General features: G+C 52.1%; 16 protein-coding genes and 1 pseudogene. 5 read left to right on the top strand and 12 right to left on the bottom strand.

The window, feature by feature from the left end; all coding sequences use genetic code 11:
* Positions 1-3: 3 nt before the first annotated feature.
* Together JSS75_04735 and JSS75_04730 are read right to left on the bottom strand one after the other, a co-directional pair.
* On the bottom strand, positions 4-1,014 hold the full coding sequence (locus JSS75_04735; GenBank protein ID MBS1902989.1) for a phosphoribosylformylglycinamidine cyclo-ligase: 1,011 nt from the start codon (positions 1,012-1,014) through the stop codon (positions 4-6).
* A gap of 17 nt (positions 1,015-1,031) precedes the next feature.
* Positions 1,032-1,547: a hypothetical protein gene (locus JSS75_04730; protein ID MBS1902988.1), complete on the bottom strand. Its 516-nt coding sequence runs from the start codon at positions 1,545-1,547 to the stop codon at positions 1,032-1,034.
* Positions 1,548-1,602: 55 nt separating this feature from the next.
* Here JSS75_04730 and JSS75_04725 point away from each other — a divergent pair, with 55 nt between their 5' ends.
* Together JSS75_04725 and JSS75_04720 are read left to right on the top strand one after the other, a co-directional pair.
* Positions 1,603-2,826 carry a class I SAM-dependent rRNA methyltransferase gene (locus JSS75_04725; GenBank protein MBS1902987.1) on the top strand — a complete coding sequence of 408 codons (1,224 nt, stop codon included), beginning with the start codon at positions 1,603-1,605 and terminating at the stop codon, positions 2,824-2,826.
* 55 nt (positions 2,827-2,881) lie between these two features.
* Positions 2,882-3,562, top strand: a complete 681-nt coding sequence (locus JSS75_04720) for a hypothetical protein (protein MBS1902986.1) — start codon at positions 2,882-2,884, stop codon at positions 3,560-3,562.
* A 100-nt stretch (positions 3,563-3,662) separates the two neighbouring features.
* On the opposite strand, the gene JSS75_04715 is transcribed toward JSS75_04720, so the two are convergent.
* Positions 3,663-4,268, bottom strand: a complete 606-nt coding sequence (locus JSS75_04715; GenBank protein MBS1902985.1) for a T9SS type A sorting domain-containing protein — start codon at positions 4,266-4,268, stop codon at positions 3,663-3,665.
* Between the two features lie 359 nt (positions 4,269-4,627).
* Between JSS75_04715 and lexA the strand changes: the two genes are divergently transcribed.
* The 3 genes from lexA (at position 4,628) to JSS75_04700 (ending at position 7,969) form a co-directional block, all read left to right on the top strand.
* Complete coding sequence (lexA, locus tag JSS75_04710; protein MBS1902984.1) at positions 4,628-5,326, top strand: transcriptional repressor LexA; 699 nt, start codon at positions 4,628-4,630, stop codon at positions 5,324-5,326.
* Positions 5,327-5,340: 14 nt separating this feature from the next.
* Positions 5,341-5,577: a hypothetical protein gene (locus JSS75_04705; GenBank protein MBS1902983.1), complete on the top strand. Its 237-nt coding sequence runs from the start codon at positions 5,341-5,343 to the stop codon at positions 5,575-5,577.
* Between the two features lie 160 nt (positions 5,578-5,737).
* Positions 5,738-7,969 (top strand): choice-of-anchor D domain-containing protein, encoded by a 2,232-nt coding sequence (locus tag JSS75_04700; protein MBS1902982.1) that lies wholly within the window; start codon positions 5,738-5,740, stop codon positions 7,967-7,969.
* 73 nt (positions 7,970-8,042) lie between these two features.
* On the opposite strand, the gene pnp is transcribed toward JSS75_04700, so the two are convergent.
* From pnp to ftsY, 9 genes and pseudogenes are all read right to left on the bottom strand, one after another.
* The gene (gene pnp, locus JSS75_04695) at positions 8,043-10,283 is read right to left on the bottom strand and encodes a polyribonucleotide nucleotidyltransferase (GenBank protein ID MBS1902981.1); all 2,241 of its coding nucleotides are present in this window, start codon (positions 10,281-10,283) and stop codon (positions 8,043-8,045) included.
* Positions 10,284-10,547: 264 nt separating this feature from the next.
* The gene (gene rpsO / locus JSS75_04690; protein ID MBS1902980.1) at positions 10,548-10,814 is read right to left on the bottom strand and encodes a 30S ribosomal protein S15; all 267 of its coding nucleotides are present in this window, start codon (positions 10,812-10,814) and stop codon (positions 10,548-10,550) included.
* 105 nt (positions 10,815-10,919) lie between these two features.
* Positions 10,920-11,891 carry an ADP-glyceromanno-heptose 6-epimerase gene (gene rfaD / locus JSS75_04685; protein ID MBS1902979.1) on the bottom strand — a complete coding sequence of 324 codons (972 nt, stop codon included), beginning with the start codon at positions 11,889-11,891 and terminating at the stop codon, positions 10,920-10,922.
* Positions 11,892-11,940: 49 nt separating this feature from the next.
* On the bottom strand, positions 11,941-12,963 hold the full coding sequence (locus JSS75_04680; protein ID MBS1902978.1) for a glycoside hydrolase family 88 protein: 1,023 nt from the start codon (positions 12,961-12,963) through the stop codon (positions 11,941-11,943).
* 13 nt (positions 12,964-12,976) lie between these two features.
* Positions 12,977-13,660, bottom strand: a complete 684-nt coding sequence (locus JSS75_04675) for an ABC transporter ATP-binding protein (GenBank protein MBS1902977.1) — start codon at positions 13,658-13,660, stop codon at positions 12,977-12,979.
* A gap of 4 nt (positions 13,661-13,664) precedes the next feature.
* Positions 13,665-14,928 (bottom strand): annotated as a pseudogene (locus tag JSS75_04670) (ABC transporter permease).
* Between the two features lie 12 nt (positions 14,929-14,940).
* Positions 14,941-16,035 carry an efflux RND transporter periplasmic adaptor subunit gene (locus JSS75_04665; protein ID MBS1902976.1) on the bottom strand — a complete coding sequence of 365 codons (1,095 nt, stop codon included), beginning with the start codon at positions 16,033-16,035 and terminating at the stop codon, positions 14,941-14,943.
* Positions 16,035-17,951, bottom strand: a complete 1,917-nt coding sequence (gene mutL, locus JSS75_04660; GenBank protein ID MBS1902975.1) for a DNA mismatch repair endonuclease MutL — start codon at positions 17,949-17,951, stop codon at positions 16,035-16,037. Before mutL ends, JSS75_04665 begins: the two co-directional genes overlap by 1 nt.
* Positions 17,952-17,954: 3 nt before the next feature.
* Complete coding sequence (gene ftsY, locus JSS75_04655) at positions 17,955-18,953, bottom strand: signal recognition particle-docking protein FtsY (protein ID MBS1902974.1); 999 nt, start codon at positions 18,951-18,953, stop codon at positions 17,955-17,957.
* Positions 18,954-18,958 lie beyond the last annotated feature (5 nt).

Here is an 18,958-nt window from a genome sequence, read left to right as displayed (position 1 = left end):
GCCCTACTGCCGACGCACCGAGCCCATGACGACAGGTTGCTCGCCGATCGAGCGAAGGAATGAGACGATCCCGTCGGCTTTCTCTTTCGCTGCGATGATAATGAGTCCGATACCAAGATTGAACGTCCGGCGCATATCATCTTCCGGTACATTACCGAGTTGTTGAATAAGGCCATAGATAGCTGGGCGTTGCCAAGACGACCAATCGATATCGAGCGTGAGTTCGCTCGAAAGCACACGGGAAGTATTACCTACAATTCCACCACCTGTAATGTGGCTTAGGGCATGAACATCAGTTTTTGGCTTGAATTCACCAAGGAGCTTCATGACCGGATGTAAATACGACCGATGAACTTTTAACAAAACATCGGCAACCGACTCGCCTCCGAGTTCGGCAGGCTTCGCATTGACACCAAGCGTGTCGACGAGCACCTTCCTCGCGAGGCTATACCCGTTAGTATGCAGACCGGTACTCGGGAGGCCGATTAGCACATCCGATGCTTGTACCTCTTCGCGTGAGAGCAGTTCGTCACGTTCGACAATGCCAACAATCGTCCCCGCGAGATCGAAATCGTCGTTCGCATACATCCCCGGCATTTCTGCCGTTTCACCGCCGATCAGTGCACACCCATTCTCCTGACATGCGTTCGCAAAGCCGCTGATGATGGCCGTCCCCTTTTCAACGTCCAGTTTCCCGGTCGCAAAATAATCGAGAAAAAAGAGAGGACGCGCACCGCAGACGAGAATATCGTTGGTACAGTGATTCACCAGATCCTGACCAACCGTGTCGTAACGCCCCGCCTCAATTGCCACCTTAATCTTTGTGCCTACACCGTCGGTACTCGAGACGAGCACCGGGTGCCGCATCGAGGGGAAACGGGCATCATAGAGCCCGCCAAACCCGCCGATATCGGTCAGGACATTCGCGTCGAATGTCTTGCGTACGAGGGGTTTAATACGACGGACGACCTCTTCTCCGGCATCGATATTGACACCGGCAGCAGCATACGTCAGCGAAGTGGTTTCTGGCATTATAGTGGCGAAGCGGTATACGTGATCACGGCATCGGAGTGCGCAACAATGTCGCTGTTCGGTGCGGCAAGTAACTTGAACGTGACGATAAAATGCGAACCCGTGTCCTTTACGAACTTTCCAAAATCATTATTCGTCATACGCATCGAATCGACCGAATGGCTGTAACTGGCCAGATCCACAACGCCCAGCGTCGGGTTCGTCACCTGTAGATACATCGTGTCTACCGACTGCATCGTGTACGTTGGATCGCTGAATGTGAACGTGAGCTTCGTGAGTTTGGCCGTCTTCAGGAGTGAAAGCCCCGTCTTATTCTTCGCAAGTGTAGCACTATCGGGTGAAAGCGGAAACGAAGCCGGCAGAGCAATTCCAACTGGTGTCAGCTTCGGAAATGGCAGATCAAAGGTTCGTTCGTCGTTAAATGTCAAAAAGCTGTCGATCGCATTGGTTACTTGCGAACAACCGGCGACAAGAGCGACGAACAGCAGCGGAATGATGCGAAATGTATTCTTCATAATCGGTGGTGGTTACGAGCTAAACGAGCGTGGAACGAACGCCGTTCCGAATGTAATGGAATCGCTGTTGGCGCTGTTGTCTCCCGCGACAAACAACGATCAAGTGTATCAGGATATCATAATTCGCACACATCACGAGCGCCGACTCGTCAAAGGGCACCTGTGGGCTTTCAGCAATGAATTGGCAACGGTCGACAAATCCATCCCCCCTGGGACGGTTGTTCGCCTCGTGCGCGAATTCGACAAGAAACCGTTTGCGCTTGCCTTCTACCATCCCAACTCCCTCATCAGCGCCCGTGTCATTAGCCGCGATATTGCGGCCACGATCGACGCCGATTTCCTGCGGCAACGAATCGCCGAGTCGGCTGCCAGAAGAGCCTTTATCGAGCCAGAGCGGAATGCAGTGCGCTTGGTCCATAGCGAAAGCGACCTACTGCCCGGACTTGTGATTGAACGCTACGATGACATCTGTACTTTCCAGATCGTCTCTGCAGGCATGGAGGCTATGAAATCTGAGATTATTTCGATTATCGACGATCTCTTTTCACCAGCATCTATCATTGAGAAAAACAGCTCGCATCTGCGGACTCTCGAAGGACTGCCGGAGGTCGAGGCAATCGTTAAGGGCTCGAAAACCGTCGCTACGATCTATGACCGTGCCGGTACAACGATGGAGATTGACCTGCTCAGCGGCCAAAAGACAGGCGGATACCTCGATCAAATGGATAACCGGACGCTTATCCGCAGATATGTTACCAAATCCTCCAACGTTCTCGACCTCTTCTGTAATGAGGGAGGTTTTTCACTGAATGCTGCACTCGCCGGAGCGCAGACCGTCACTGCGGTAGATGCATCCAAGCTTGCGTTAGCACGCGTCGAGGCCAACCGAGTGCTCAACCCAAATTCGGCAGAGTGGAACCTGGTTAATGCAGATTGTTTCGAGTATCTCAAAACAGCCGAAGGACAATACGATGTCGTCGTCGTCGACCCTCCCTCACTTGCCAAATCGAAGAAACATCTGAAGAATGCCCTACAGGCATATCTCGGGCTCCATCGTGGGTCAATGAAACTCCTGGCTCCGGGCGGTGTCTTACTTACAGCAAGTTGCTCGCATCACTTCGGGCGCACCGACCTGCATGATGTAGTTCGTGACGCCGCCGGCACGCTTCGCCGAACTGCCTGCATCCTCGAGGAACATGGCGCCGGCGCAGACCACCCCGTGCATGCCGTGATGCCCGAGACGGAATATCTGCATTTCATGGCAGTGCGGGTTTTCTGACGGCTGGTGTAACTTTCAGGTTTAGGAGTCCGTTAATTCACATATGAGGGGTTTTGTGATCAAATTGGTATTATTTGCGCTGCTTGTTAGCGCAAGTGTCAAGGCTCAACCGGGCTCCGAAGGCGCTCATCAGACGCCTCGTGCCAAGGATTCGACGATCATATTCACTCCGAGCCATCCCCTCATCGATGAATCAGCAACTGCATCGTCTAGCCTTGCTAACTCGTGGGGATTCAGTGGCTTCTTCAATGATTTCGGTTGGGGCGTGGGGCTGTACTATCGTCGTGCCCTCTCAAGCGACTTCAGCGTTGCCACAACACTCGATCTTGGCTCAGCCAAAGGGCCCAAGGAGTTCGGATTCTATACCGAGGTCAAACTCAACCGTATTTTCGTATTTCCATTGCTCGCATCGCTGCAATATCGGATACTTGGCGATGTGCTCGGAGCAGGATTTAGGCCGTACATTACTGCTGGTGCCGGCCCGGTCTTTATTGTAACCACCGATGGCCAGCGCGATTTCTTTGCGGCGCTGGGTAGCCCCATCACTCGAACGACTGGCGGCGCTATGATCGGAGTCGGTTCATACTTCGGTTCGGACCCAAAATCTATGTTCGGCGCAAGTTTGAAGTACTATATTATCCCCTATAAGTCCCCTGGTATTGAAAGCACAGCCGGGACCTTCCTCAATGACTTCAGCGCATTCTCGCTGAACATCAGTTACGGTTTCTGCTTCTAAGGATTTTCTTACACCCGGGACAAAAAAAAAACGGGAGACATCGTCACAAGTCTCCCATTCTTTTTATGCCTGTCCTTTAGAGTCGGAGATCGAAGAAGATTTAGTGCCTAACAACCACCTCTTCGCTTTTTATTACTGCTCCGTTGGAGGATACTACTACATTGTACTTTCCATCAGCCAAATTCCGTGTGTCCACAATAAGCTTGTCTGCCGTCGGCTTCACGAGACCGAGTACCCTTCCTCCACTGCTCGTGAAGAGATCCACCTGCACATTCGGGAAGAGGCGAATATCGACGTCCACGGTGCAGTAGTCTTTTGCCGGGTTCGGATATGCCGGCATTCCCTGTATCGGTTGGCTGGTACCGTTCGTACTGAGTACCTGTGGCGCAATGAGCGTGATCGTATAGGCAGCACTTCGACCCATTACATCGCGATAATGAACGGCCGTCGAATGCGGCATCCCGTCATGCGATTTGATCGTAACTCGAACATCGATCGTCCCGCTCTCGCTGACTTCGAGCGGATACGCAGCCAGCGGCTCCACGCTGAAATTCACGCTATCGTCAACCCAAACTGCATTGATACTGAGCGGGGCTCCGCTCAGGTTTGGAATAGAGCAAATCTTGTTTGCATGCTGAGCATGCAAACTCCCAACCATCACACAAACCAACCCAATAATCGAGAGAAAGCTTCGTACGTGCACCATCGTGACGTGGTACTTCCTATAGCTAATTGATGCAAAATTAACGGTGGGGCTACCGTCAGTTCAAACTTCACACATACAATTATACGAAATAATGTTTGAAATTCCAAAATGGGGAAAAGTGGTGAATTTGTATGTTTTCAATAAGTTAGAGCATTCCGCTACTTTCCATCTTTAAATAATTTTGCCCATTCCTGCATAATCTTTATTTTCAAGACCTGTTTGAACCCAGCACAGGCTTCGGATCATACCAAAAGATTTAATATTACGGGCACCTATCCCCCTCTTGCATTTGCCCAGAAGTATGCTTATATTGGTACGTGCTTTTACGAGCACCTATCTTTTCAGAAAGGGTATAGATCATGACACGCGAGAGAATAGACACCACAAAACAGACTCCCCTTCCAAAACGCGACGACCTTCCGCCGCGTCAGGCGCAAGTCCTTGGTTTTATTGAGGAATTCATCGATATTTCCGGCTATCCGCCATCGATCCTGGAGATTGCCGAAGCACTGGACGTCTCTTCCACGTTCGGCATCCGCAAGCACCTTGATGCGTTGATTAAAAAGGGCTTTCTTGTCCGTGGCGGTCCGGGTTTATCCCGGGCAATCCTGCCGGCCCGCACGGCCTCCGGTCGTGGCGGCAACTCGATCCCGGTTGTCGGCCGTGTTACTGCCGGCGCGCCGATCCTTGCTGTCGAGCATATCGAAGGCTGGCTGGCCTATAAGCCCGTCAAAGATTCTCAGAAGATGTTTGCTTTGCGCGTGCAGGGTGAAAGTATGAAGGATAAGGGCATCATGGATGGCGACTACGTCATCTGTCGACAGCAGGACACGGCCGAAAACGGCGAGATCATCGTTGCCCTACTTGATGATTCGGCTACGGTAAAGACCTTCCGTAAAAAGGGCGGAATATATGAGCTCGAACCCGCCAACGAGAAGTTCAAACCGATCCCCATTACCGAAGACAGTGGCTTTGCCGTCCTTGGGAAAGTAACCAGTGTTTACCGCTCGCTCGACGACCATAAACCGGGTCCGATCCAATTTAAGTATAATAACTAAATCTGTATACCGTGATGAATACCTCAACCAAGAACCGACTCCAGACGCATCAGGCGTCGAACTCCCCAATGTCGTCCGCCCTCTGTAGGCTTCCGGAAACATCCGGCTTTCGCGAAACCGGTTACGGCTCGACCACCTATGGTGTACTCGGATACAAACGCGTGGAAAGCGGCCCGGACATACCCGGTGCCCCATTCGATCTCGAAGCTCGCCTCGCAGCACTCTGCGATAAGCTGCGGGCACGGTACTAATAGGGTGCGGCCCCGTTTGTCCGTTCTACGAACTCTCCGAACGGTCATAACGGCGCTTATAGTATGAATCGGCGGCAGGGCGTTCGTCTCTGAAATTCTCCGTGGATAAATGGGGTTACAATTCGGTATTCTCATCCATTCACAAGGAGTATCGTCAAAGATGAAACGTTCATTGTTGTTGTGTCTGATCGTGGTATCTGTCTGTGGCTCTGCGGTTGCACAGCCGGTGGTGCGCCTGTTCGCACCGTCGAAGAGCGGACAAGTTTCAACGCTCGTCGCCGAACGAGGTGCCGCATTTTCCGTCGATCCGAGTGCGTTGGCCCGCGCCTATGATAGCCCGCACTTCATTGCGACGGACATCGCTTTGCCTGCAAGCGGCAGTGCAAAAGCTGTCTCTATCGATGTAGCTGAATTCTCGGTTTTCGGGCCAGAAACACATTTTCTTGAGCAGAACGGTAATTCCATCACCGAATTACCCTTGCCCGAAATCAAGCTGTATCGAGGCACTGTCGTCGGCGAACCAGGAAGCTTTGCATATTTGGCGATCACTCGATCAGGGAAGGTCAGCGGACGAATCCGCAGCGGCGGTGAGGAATATTCGATCGGATACCCCAAAGGACAGGTATTCAACTCCGTTATTACAGCGGCAAGTTCTATCCACAATGCCTCTGACCGCACGCGCTGCGAACTCACGAACGAAGCCGCATACGACATGAAGCGTTCGCAACTCTATCTTGCCGAACGAGGGGCCGGTAAGAATGCCCGTCCGCAATCGGTCCAAACAGCTACGAAAACTGCCATTGTCGCATTCGACGCCGACTATGAGTGCTACCAATCATACGGCGGCTCCCAAGAGGTGCAGGATTATCTCGTCTCGATAATGGGCGCCATCACGAGTGTGTATGAGACGGAAGTTGATATGGCCATGCAGATCGGCACGGTAAAGATATGGACTTCAGCCGATCCATATAGTGGCAGCGACCTCAATTCCCTGCTTTCGTCGTTCACGAATACATGGAATACTGTTGGTTCAAATAGCTCCATCAGCCGCACAATGACACATCTGATGGATAATAAGCTTGGCTCTGGTAGTGGTGCTCAAGGACTTGCCTGGGTTGATGTGATGTGTGACCCGGACCATGGCTTTGGCGTGACAAATGTGACCGGGAATACCTCACTCCCAATTATCGATGAGGAGGTCATGGCGCATGAACTTGGTCATAACGTTGGCTCGTATCACACACACAACTGCGTTGCATACCCACCGAACGGTATCGACCACTGTGTTGCCAATGATGGCGGCGGGAGCTGCTCTTGGACCCCGGTGCAAACCAAAGGCACGATCATGAGCTACTGTAATCAGAAAGACTTTACATTCGGGCAGCGTGTCCAAGATACCCTCAAAGTTCGTATCGATGCTGCCCCGTGCCTTGAATCGCTCGCGCAGATACAGGTAAAGGCAGATTCGGTCAATTTCCCGAACACACAGCTTTCTACAAAACGCGACACGCTCCTAAAGGATATTGTTAAAAGTACGGGCTCCGTACCGTTGAAAATCCTCGGCGTTCAGTTCGTTCCACTCGACGGGAATGACTCCGAATGGACTCTGAAGAATGCTCCAAAATTCCCTCTCACCGTTGCGTCCGGCTCGACTCAGAGCTTTACTGTTACCTATCGCCCGCTCAGCACTGGGCCGAACTATGGGATGATGATCATCTACCATAATGCTCAAGGTGGCAGCGACACGGTATATCTCAACGGCACCGGCACCCAACAGCATGCATTTTATGCGACAACAAGCGTTGATTTCGGGATCATCAGCGATGGGAATCGTCACGATACGACAGTGGCGCTCGTTGGAAACGACGGCGACGCACCGCTGACGATCAAGAAGGTCGTGCTCAGCGGAACGAACGCCCCGATGTTTACCGTCACGCAGCCAAGCAAGAACTATGTGAATCCAGGCGATACGTTGAGTCTTGCACTCTCGTTTACCGCCGCAAGCGATGGGGTAAAAACTGCAAATGTCGATATTACGACTGACGACCCGATCGAATCAATCCTCTCTGTTCAGCTTTCCGCGAACGTAGACGGTTTGGGTGTGGTGAATACCCCGCTGCCCAGTGGCGTCGATCTTACGATCAGCCCTAATCCATCGGTCGGCCAACTTTCAGTGTCGCTCAATGGTATGTCGAAATACATCGGTCAGGGCCTGACAGCGACGCTCTATGACAAACTTGGCAAAGCGGTCGCTACGATGTTTGCAGGATCTATCACCTCGAGCGACCTGTCCTTTAGCTGGCAAAAGCCTGCTTCGCTTTCAAACGGCAGCTATGTACTCGTTCTTCAAAGTCGTTCGATGAAGATCGGTAGATCGGTCATATTCGAGTAAGTACACTTGTGAACAGTAAAAAAAAAGGCGGCCCGTTTCGGAGCCGCCTTTCTTTTTGAGTCTTATTGAGATCTTATCGATGACCGCGGTCGAATCCTCCTCGGCCACCGCCGCCACTGCGCCGATCGCGGTCTCCGCCGCCTCGACGATCACCTCCGCGACCACCGCCAAAGCCGCCTTCGCGACGAGGACGTTCGACGTAGCCTTCCGGCGGCTCGAGCAGTGCTCTGCGAGAGAGCGAGAACTTTCCGTCCGGCTTGACGGCAATGAGCTTCACATCAAAGACGTCGCCGACCTGAATGAGGTCGCCGATGTTCTCGACGCGATTGTAGTCGATCTCGGAAATATGCATCAGGCCTTCCTTCTTCGGCAAGAACTCCATGATGACGCCGAGTCCTTCACGTACCTGCGTTACTTTCGCAGTATACACTGTCCCCTCTTCCGGTAACTTGGTGAGCCCTTCGATCATATCCTGTGCCTTCTTGGCCGACTCGCCGGTCACAGCACTGATCGTGATCGTACCATCGTCTTCGATCGAGATATCCTCGACACCCGACTCGGCCTGAATCTCTCGGATCATCTTTCCGCCAGGTCCGATGACAAGACCGATCATTTCGACCGGGATCTTGATCGAGGTCATACGCGGTGCATACGCCGAGAGATCACCGCGCGGTGTCGTGATCGCCTCGTCCATCTTGCCGAGAATATGCATGCGGCCTTCCTTCGCCTGCATGAGCGCGCGCTCGAGCAATGCGAAGTCAATGCCCTTGATCTTCATATCCATCTGACAAGCGGTAATACCGTCGCGGGTACCACAGACCTTGAAGTCCATATCGCCGAGGAAATCCTCATTGCCGAGGATATCGCTCAGGATCGCCGAGCGATCGCCTTCCTTGATAAGGCCCATCGCGATACCGGCGACCGGCTTCTTGAGCTTCACACCGCCATCGAACAATGCTAAACTTCCCGCGCACACCGTTGCCATTGAACTCGATCCGTTGGATTCGAGAATATCGCTGACGATACGCATCGTGTACGGAAATTCTGCAGCGGGTGGCAGTAAGTTCTTGATCGCGCGCTCTGCAAGGTTACCATGTCCGATCTCGCGGCGTCCGGTACCTGTCATGCGGCCGACTTCACCGACACTGAACGGTGGGAAGTTATAGTGCAGCATGAATCGCTTAGTTGTCTCGGGGCGCAAGCCTTCGATGTTCTGTTCGTCACGCTTCGAACCGAGCGTTACGGTCGAAAGCGATTGAGTCTCGCCACGAGTAAAAAGGCTCGACCCGTGGGCACGTGGAAGAATACCAACCTGGATCGAGATCGGGCGAACGGTCGTCGTATTGCGGCCGTCAAGACGGATATTATCCGCAAGGATCATCTCACGCATCTCGCGCTTTTCGATGTCCTTGAGCATTCCGGCGAGCACGCCTTCGATCTCGGCGTACTTCTCTTCACCAAGCTCTGCCTTAAGCGCTTCCTTCACGGCGTTCTTGGCCTCGGCGGTCTTGGTCGCACGTTCTTCCTTTGCAAGGACGGTGCGGGCAAGAGCTTTCAGGTTATTTGCAGCGAGAAGTTCGACCTTCGCACGGAGCTCCGAAAAATCGGGAGCAGCGGTAAGCACGCGCTTCGGCTTTGCCAGACCACACTCGTTGGCGATGCGCTCGAGACCTTCACAAACGATCTTGACTGCGGCGGCACCTTCGCGCAACGCTTCAAGATACTCCTGTTCGCTGATTTCGTGGGCTTCGCCCTCAACCATGACGATGGAGTCTTTCGTACCTGCAACGATGAACTCGTAGGTAGCTTTCTCGAGCTCGTCGAAGGTGGGGTTAATCACGATCTGGCCGTCAACTTTAGCGACACGCACAGCGGCGATCGATTCTGCGAACGGGATATCGCTGAGCAAGAGTGAAAGCGATGCGCCACAAACTGCAAGTACATCAGCATCGTTTTGCTGGTCGGAGCAGACAATAAATGCAACGATCTGCGTCTCGTAGTACCATCCCTTCGGGAACATCGGACGGATCGGGCGATCGACAATACGTGCCGAGAGCACTTCTTTCTCGGAAGGCTTTCCTTCACGCTTGAAGTAGCCACCCGGGATTTTACCGGCAGCAGACATACGCTCGCGGTATTCTACCTGCAAGGGCAGGAAGTCGATCCCGACCTTTTCGTTCGAGTCGGCGCAGACAGTCGTCAGAACCATCGTTTCGCCCAGGCTTACCATCGTCGAACCTGCGGCCTGCTTCGCATAGAGGCCGACGTCGAATCCGAGTTGTTTTCCCCCCGGAATGTCAATTGTATATTTCATTACAGCAATAGATAGCGTGGTACGCATCGGCGCCCACGAAGTGAAAATAGAATGTGTGTTTGATCTTCAATGCGATGAAAACACTATGCAAGCTGCGCGTCGGAAAGCGAACGGGAATTCCGAGAGGTCTTCGGAGCAGTCGAGTAGGTCAGAAGGTCTCATCGCATATACGGAGCCTTCGCGACGCTTCATTACATAGTGGTGTCAACGAACAAAAACGGGCCGGATCGAACACTTCGAGCCGGCCCACAACCAGAATACAGCTTACTTACGAATCTCAAGCTGAGCGATAATCTGGCGGTATCGGTTAATATCCTTTTTCGCCAGATAATCAAGAAGAGAGCGGCGCTTGCCAACCATCTTCAACAGGCCAGTCTTCGAGTGGTGATCCTTCGGATTTGCCTGGAAATGTGGGGTCAGCGCATTGATGCGCTCCGTCAGAATGGCGATCTGCACTTCCGTGCGGCCCGAATCCTTACCGTTCGAACCATACTTTGCAACTAAGCCGCCCTTTGTCTCTTTCGTAATCATATTTCGTGTTTTTATAGCGTTTGACAATACCGGAACCTACCGCTATGAAAGCTCCGGCCCTTTGCGAACCACCGAAAACCAGAAAATTCTTACTAAAATTCCGATTTAGAGGTGCTGGTCAGGACGCGTGAGGTACCCCTCGACATAGTCCCGAACCGAGTCTTCGAGGGTAGTGAACCCCTTGGTATAGCCGGCAGCGTGCAGCTTCCCCATATCTGCTTGTGTATAGTACTGATAGGCACCACGAAGTTCTTCCGGCATGTCGATAAAATCGATCTGCTGTTCATGACCAAGCGCTGAAAACAACGAGGCGGCAAGGTCATTCCAAGAGCGAGCTAATCCGGTCCCAAGATTGTAAATCCCTTTGGCACGTCCTGTTTCAAGCGACCACATGATAACATCGACGCAATCCTTGATATAGATAAAATCCCGAACAAACTCGCCATCCTTCCATTTAGGGTCAGCCGATCGAAACAGCTTTAACCTCCCTGTCTTCTGCACTTGCTCGTACGCTTTAAATACAAGGCTGGCCATGGCTCCCTTGTGATATTCGTTAGGACCGAACACATTGAAGAACTTAAAACCGGTGCATAACTGGTCGAAGCGATTCTCTAATAACCAAAGATCGAAGAGATGCTTTGAATAGCCGTATGGGTTGAGCGGTCGCAGAGACGGTGTGATCAGATTATCATCACTGAAACCGCGAGTGCCGTCGCCGTATGTGGCCGCGCTCGACGCATAAATGAAGCGCACATCGTGCTCGAAGCACCACTCAGCTAATGCTTTGCTGTAGTCGTAATTGTTTCGGATCAGGTAATCAACATTTTGCTCGGTTGTGGAAGTACAGGCACCAAGATGGATGATTGCTTCGATCTCGGAAGGATCCAGGTCTTCCTCGAAAATATCGAGAAAATCATCCTTGTGAAAATACTCGGAGAATTTTTTGCCCAACAGGTTCTTCCATTTGGTAGTCGAGGCTAGATTATCCACAACCACGATGTCGTGAAACCCTGCTGCATTGAGTTCTGCAAGCAGTACACTACCGATAAACCCTGCGCCTCCGGTCAGAATAATCATGCTATTCGCGAATATAACGGACTCACAAACACACGGCGAATGCGGAAAGTCACGGTAATTTGTCCGCTACGAGTTCGCTGAGGGCCAACAGATATGCACCCGTCCCCCACCACCATTCTCCCCGGTCTAGTGATTTATAGTATTCAACTGTGCCCGGCCACGTCCCTTCAGATACATGTACAAATCGTCCGTTTCTATCTACACATGCTACAAGCCCCTCTTCGGCACGAGTGAGCATGCCTTTGAACTCCTTCGGTAACACCCTCAACCGATTGACACGCGCTAGCGCAAACAGATACATCGCCGTCGCCGAAGCTTCTTCATATGCCGAAGCATCATCGAGGATCGTTCGCCAGAGGCCGGACGACGATTGCAACCGTTTGAGCATCCGGCACATCGGCACGAATATGTCATTGAGGATTTCTCGATATTCGACAGATGAAGGCTTGAGTACGGTCAGCAGCTCCGCACATGTCATCATCACCCACCCATTCCCTCGCGCCCACGCGCCCTGCGAACGGTCGCCGGAAAGATTTACTTGCGCGTGTATGAAGAGTGGTCGTTCTCCGTCTCGTAACACGTTCAAGTGTTTTCGAACTTGTACCATTGCATCGCGCTTCCATTCACGCTTCAGATATGTGCCAAGCTTCGCCTGTAGGACCGACGAATAATACACCGTGTCAATATAAATATTCGGAAGATCGACATTGTGGAGGATGATCCCTTCGCCGTTACGTAATGCTTTCGCAGCAATAAAATCGAACATCTCTTGCGCCGTTCGGTCGAGTTGAAGTCGAACCCCTGGGAAATGCGTTGCCACAGTCGGATAGAGCAGTCCAAAGCTCCATGAACCGCAAAAATAATTGATGTGAACGTGTTCGTTCAAATGGAAATACAACCAACGCCTCAAAAACTCTCTTGTGGGCGCATCGTCAGTAATATCGAGTGTGCGCAACAGACCGTACATCGCGAGCGATTGTCCCCAATCAGTCGACTCCGATTCCGGCCGATGACGTGATACCCACGAATCGCGGACGGTACACAGCAGTTCGATGCGCTCTTGTTTTGTCATACACGTTCGTTCATTACGATTCCTGATCGACGATCCTACCATCGACAAGTTCGATCCGACGGTCGGAGCGTGTCGCGAAATCCGGGTCATGCGTGACTGCAATGATCGTATTGCCACTTTCGCGTGAGAGCTCGCTGAAGATATTGAACACGATCTGCGTATTGGCAGAATCCAGATTCCCGGTAGGTTCGTCGGCCATAATGATCATCGGGTCATTAATGAGCGCACGTGCGATCGCCACGCGTTGCTGCTGACCTCCGGAGAGTTTGCTCGAAAGTTTTCCGGCAAATGAATCCATATCGACAGCGCGAAGTTTCTCCATCGCACGCTCTTTGATCTCCGATTTCGAATACCGCCCGAGCTTCTCTGCGGGGAGCATCACATTTTCCAGCGCCGTAAATTCCGGCAGTAAAAAATGGAATTGAAAGACAAAGCCGATGTGCTCGTTACGAAAATGGGCAAGTTCGTTCTGTGTAAGACCGGTAACCCTGGTGCGGTTGATAACAATCTCGCCCTCATACGAGGTATCGAGCGTAGAGAGCAAATAGAGCAACGAGGATTTCCCACTACCCGACTTACCGATGATTGTTGCAAACTCACCTTGATTGATGCGAACAGAGACATCCTTGAGCACATGGAATTCCTCTCCCTCGCGGAAGTACTTGTTAAGGTTCGTTGCAGATAGAATCTCTCCCATAGGCTTAGCCTCGCAATATGGCTACCGGATCGACTCGCGATGCCTTAAATGACGGAAGCACTCCGGCTGCAAATGTGGTGATTACCCCAAAGAGCATCCCGAAGCCATAGTACCAAGCGCGGAAGACCACTGGAAAATACTTCAAGCCCAAGAACTCATTCTTTGGAAAAGGGACGCGCGAAAGCGCGAACGAGAGCGAAAAACCAAGCACTATTCCTGTAAGTGCACCCAGCACGCCGATGACAAGGGATTGCGTCAGAAAAATCTGGACAATGTCTCTGCGCGCAAAACCCTCCGCCTTTAAGATCGCAATATCTTTCATTTTGTTTGCGATCGTCATATTCATAATGTTGTAAATCCCAAAGCCCGCAACGATTAGCATCGTCGCACTTACAACGATCGTGAGAATATCGCGAACAAGATTCGAGGCAGTCACCGATGAATTCGTCGTCTCCCAGTCGTCAGCCTTATAGCCGTATTTCTGTGCATAAATACCTGCCATCGGTCGTGCTTGATTGATGTCACGGAGCTTTATGTTAATATCGGTAATATAGCTCCGATCCTTCCCCAGCAGTTGTTGAACGGTTGCAGTATTTACATAACTCTTCACATTATCGACGGCACCGATGCCGATCTTGAAGGTACCGACAATACGACAACGCATCGACGTGCCGGTCGGTGTTGCAAGGGTAACAAGATCGCCCAGGCGAACATTGAGTTTATCCGCCAATCCTTGCCCCATCAGTATCCCTTTATCGGTTGTCAGTAAGTTCTCGAGGCGGCCGCTTGCGATCTTCCCTTTGAGACCGTATAGTGCATCCTCCTGCAAAATATCAACACCGTTGATATATCCATTTATCTGTACAGGACCGTAATTATAAAACACCTGTGTGCTGAGTTGAGGGGAGATTGCTAATACTTTCGGATCGCGTCTCAGGTCCGCAACAATTGCCTCCGCATTCTTCAAATTAAGCGTAATCAGTTTGGGCTTCGGGTGGCGAACGATTATCAAATCATGTTCATCCTTTGCAAAATATTCCGATGCGATCGACTTCGAATAGTCGGTAGTGACGTCGTTATATATATGAATATCAGGCGTCGAGGAGAGCATAGTGTCCTCCAAGAACTGATTTACCCCCCTTCATGAAGCTGATCATCAGGATGAACATCGCGATGCCGAATGTCACGCCAAGCATTGCCACAAGTGACTGCCGCTTGCGCGAAAGTAGGTGTGTGCGGGCGATGCCGATGTTGATCGCGAGCGACATGACAACTATGGGTTATTTCGGTTCTGCGAGTATCGCGTTCTCATCCAAACCGGAAAGGATCTCCGCGTCGTCAAGCGTCAGTATCCCTGTCGTTACCTTTACGGCTTTGTTTTTACTGTCGCTAACAACAAGGACACTGTCGCCGGGAAGCAGTAGCGACCGCGGAATCACAAGTGCATTCGGCTTTTTCTGGATAACAATATTGGCTTCGACGCTCGAATGTACGAACGAGGTCGGGATTGTTCCGGTGAATTCAGCGTCTACCCGAAAGGTCTGGTCTGCAACGTTCATCACAGGATATACTTTCACAATCTTGCCTTCATAGATTGAAGCCCCGGTGATATCCGATTTCAACAGTACCTGTGCGCCAACCTCTACTCGGTCGACATCCTGTTGGTCTACAGCAAGCCGGATCGTTCGCTTGGTGCGTTCACCAAGGATCGCAACGGGTTCGCTCACACGTACCGCCTCCCCAAGTTCTTTCATTGTCTGGAATACTGCACCGTCCGCGTCACTTCTGATCGAAAAGTTTTCGAGATCGTTCTCAGCCGCAGCTAATTGGCTCTTTGCGTTTGCTGCTGCTACGGCAAGATCACGGACGGTTGAGCGATAACGTTGTTCGGCCGAGCGTTTTGCATTCAACGAAAGCGTATACAGCGTCGACATATCGTCGAACTGAGATTGTGTGATCGCCCCACTATCGAGCAAACGTTTGGAACGGATATACTGAAGCGAATCGGTGCGGAATTTCGATTCGGTATTGAGCATCGTCAGGCGCAGGTCTGCAATGATCGGAGATGTCTCTGACGAATTTAGCTGTGCCGTCTCGAATGCTTGTTTAGCCGCATCGTAGAGCGCGCTCTGTGCTTCGTTTCGGACAATGTAGATTACTTGCCCTTTCGACACAGAATCGCCATCGTGTACGAGCTTTCTCACGATCGTACCGCTCACGAGCGAGTAGACCGTATACTCGTTCTCTGGGTTGATCGTCCCGGATGCATAGACGGTTTCGACAATATTCTTTCGCTGCGGACGGGTCGATGGATGCTGTTTGCAGGCGGACAGTGGAAGAAGAAACAGAAGCAGTGCTGCAATCCTGAGTCTCATCAGTTCTCTGTTTTGAGTGCAACTGGGGTTCGTCCAAATCGGCGATCGAGTTCATCCAGTGCCAATTTGATCACGATGGGCCGACCGTGAGGGCAAACGTACGGCATGCGTGTTTGAAACAACTGTTCGATCAACGAATGCATCTCTTCCTGGGAGAGTTTATCACCCGATTTGATCGCTGCCCGGCACGCAAAACTTGCCGCGAGCGCCTCACGAGACGAGAACGTACCAAGACGTTCGTATTCGTCGTAGGATTCGAGCATTTCGTGGAGGATGGTTGCCTCGGAGCCGCTTTTAACATCCGTCGGTACCGCATCGATCACAACCGATGTTCCACCGAAGAGACGGATATGAAATCCGATCCCGGTCAGCGGTTCTTGCAATTCACGAATCATAGCGATCTCGCGCGGTAACAATTCGACAGGCTGCGGAAACAGCAGTTCCTGCGAGCCAGCCGAACCCGATTCGAGTGAATGCAGAATACGCTCGTACAGAATACGCTCGTGCGCGACGTGCTGATCGACAATCATAATTCCGGATTTGATCTGGCTAAAGATGTACTTATTGTGCATCTGCCAGAGTACCGGCTTTTCGGCAAGCGCTTCCGCCGTAATCGCACGGCGTTCCGCTGCCGACGTGGTGGGGGATAATTCCGGTTCGCCTTCAGTCGTCTGTGGGCTCGGTACAAGCCGAGATGTTGTCGTTCCGAAGAGATCTTGTGTACCTTTGCCGAAGAGGCGGTCGACCGTCCCCAACCCGTTATTCGGAACCGGCGGCTTCGTCGCTACAGCACTATCACGGCCTGAGCGCATGAGCGGCGCAGAGCCATACTCAGGGAAACGTAACCGTGCTGCATCGGTCTGATTCACATTCGCCGGCATCGTCATCTCTGGCGACATTGCCCCCTCGGTTGCACTCAGGCGCGTTGCGCGCTGCAGCGCATCGGAAAGTGATCGACGGATCTCATCAACGATGGAGCGTTCATCATCGAATTTGATCTCGAGCTTCTGAGGATGGACGTTCACATCCACCTTGGCCGGATCAATATCTATATAGAGAAAACACGATGGGAATGCGCCTTTCTCCACAAGATGCTCGTATGCATTCGATACAGCGAAGGCAAGTCCGCGCGATGAATGAACGGGACGGTTATTCACGAAAAAGAACTGTTCCGACCGCACGCGCTTGACAAAGCCCGGTGCACTGACAAAACCATGCAAATGGAAGCTGGGCGTGACACTTTCAACGGCGATCAGTGCCGAACGAAGCTTCGAGCCGAAGATCTGTTCGACACGTTCGGGCAACGGACGAAACGCCGGAAGATCGAATACGCAATCGTGATCGCTTACAAGAACGAATCGGACACCAGGATTCGAGAGCGCCGCGCGTGTAACAGTGTCGATGATGTGCTTGAACTCCGTTGCTTCGCTTTTCAAAAATTTGCGACGGGCGGGGACGTTAAAGAAAAGATTTCGGATGGAGATCGTCGTGCCTTCGTCGCATGCCTCGGAGCGTACCTCCCGTTTTATGCTTCCCTCGACCCGAACGAATGTTCCGAGTTCGTCTTCGCGTCGACGAGTTCGCATCTCGAACTGAGAGACGGACGCGATCGCAGCAAGTGCTTCGCCGCGGAATCCATACGTTTTCAAGGATTCGAGATCGTCAATCTCGCTGAGTTTACTAGTGGCATGACGTTCGATCGAGAGTTCGGCATCTTCCCTCGACATGCCACAGCCATCGTCAATCACCTGAATCAGTGTGCGACCTGCCTGTTTGATCACCACGGTTACCGTCTGTGCACCGCTATCGAGAGAATTCTCGACAAGTTCTTTCACGACGGATTCAGGCCGGGTCACTACCTCACCGGCCGCGATCTTCTGCGCTAACGTCGGCGTGAGTTTGTGGATGGTCGCCATGCGTTAGGCCTTCACCTCTTCTTCGACCGTGTAGGATTCACCCTGGAACGACTCATCGCCAAAGAGTGCTTTCGCAAATTCATTCGGATCGAACGGCTGTAAATCGTCGATACGCTCCCCAACACCGATAAACTTGACTGGTATTTTCATCTCGTTCGCAAGTGCGATCACAACCCCACCTTTTGCAGTACCGTCAAGTTTCGTGAGAATAAGACCTGTGATCGGTGCGACTTTTGAAAACTCTTTGGCTTGTTGAAGTGCGTTCTGACCGGTCGTTGCATCGAGGGCCAGGAGTACTTCATGCGGAGCATCCGGAATGAGCTTCCGCATGACACGAGTCATCTTCTCAAGCTCTTGCATCAGATGGGCCTTGTTATGCAGGCGGCCGGCAGTATCGATCAACACGAGGTCGGCATCACGGGCGATCGCTGCCTGGAGTGTATCGTATGCGACAGCAGAAGGGTCAGCGCCATGGTGCTGCTGAATAATCTCTACACCCGCACGTTCGGCCCATACTTCGAGCTGAGAGTTCGCAGCGGCTCGGAACGTATCGGCGGCGCCGATCAAGACTTTCATCCCAGCGTTACGATAGTTATGTGCGAGCTTGCCGATAGTCGTTGTCTTCCCCACTCCATTGACACCGACGACCATTACGATAAATGGTTTCTTCGTTGCCGGGAGTGCAAATGGGTCTTCCGGCATCCGATACGCACCTTGATGTGTGAGCGCATCGGTGATTTGTTTGCGAAGTTCGTCCCGGAGTTCGGAGGCATCGGACCATTTCATGCGGGCCATCGTCTCCTGAAGGCCTTCCATGATCTGCTCGGTGGTCATCATGCCGACATCGGCCAGCAGCAATGTCTCTTCGATCTCCGCCATCAACTCCGCGTCGATCTTGCGACTGCGGTGCAGGATCCTCGTGATCTTGCGCACGAAGGTCTCCTGCGTTTTCGCAAGTCCTTCTTTGAGTCGAGAGAGCTTGAATTTATCGAAGAATCCCATGTGTG

The sequence above is a fragment of the Bacteroidota bacterium genome (assembly GCA_018266755.1).
GTDB lineage: Bacteria > Bacteroidota > Ignavibacteria > Palsa-1295 > Palsa-1295 > JAFDZW01.
The sequence above is the reverse complement of the archived record's forward strand: the minus strand, read 5'-3'. Positions and strand labels throughout refer to the sequence as shown.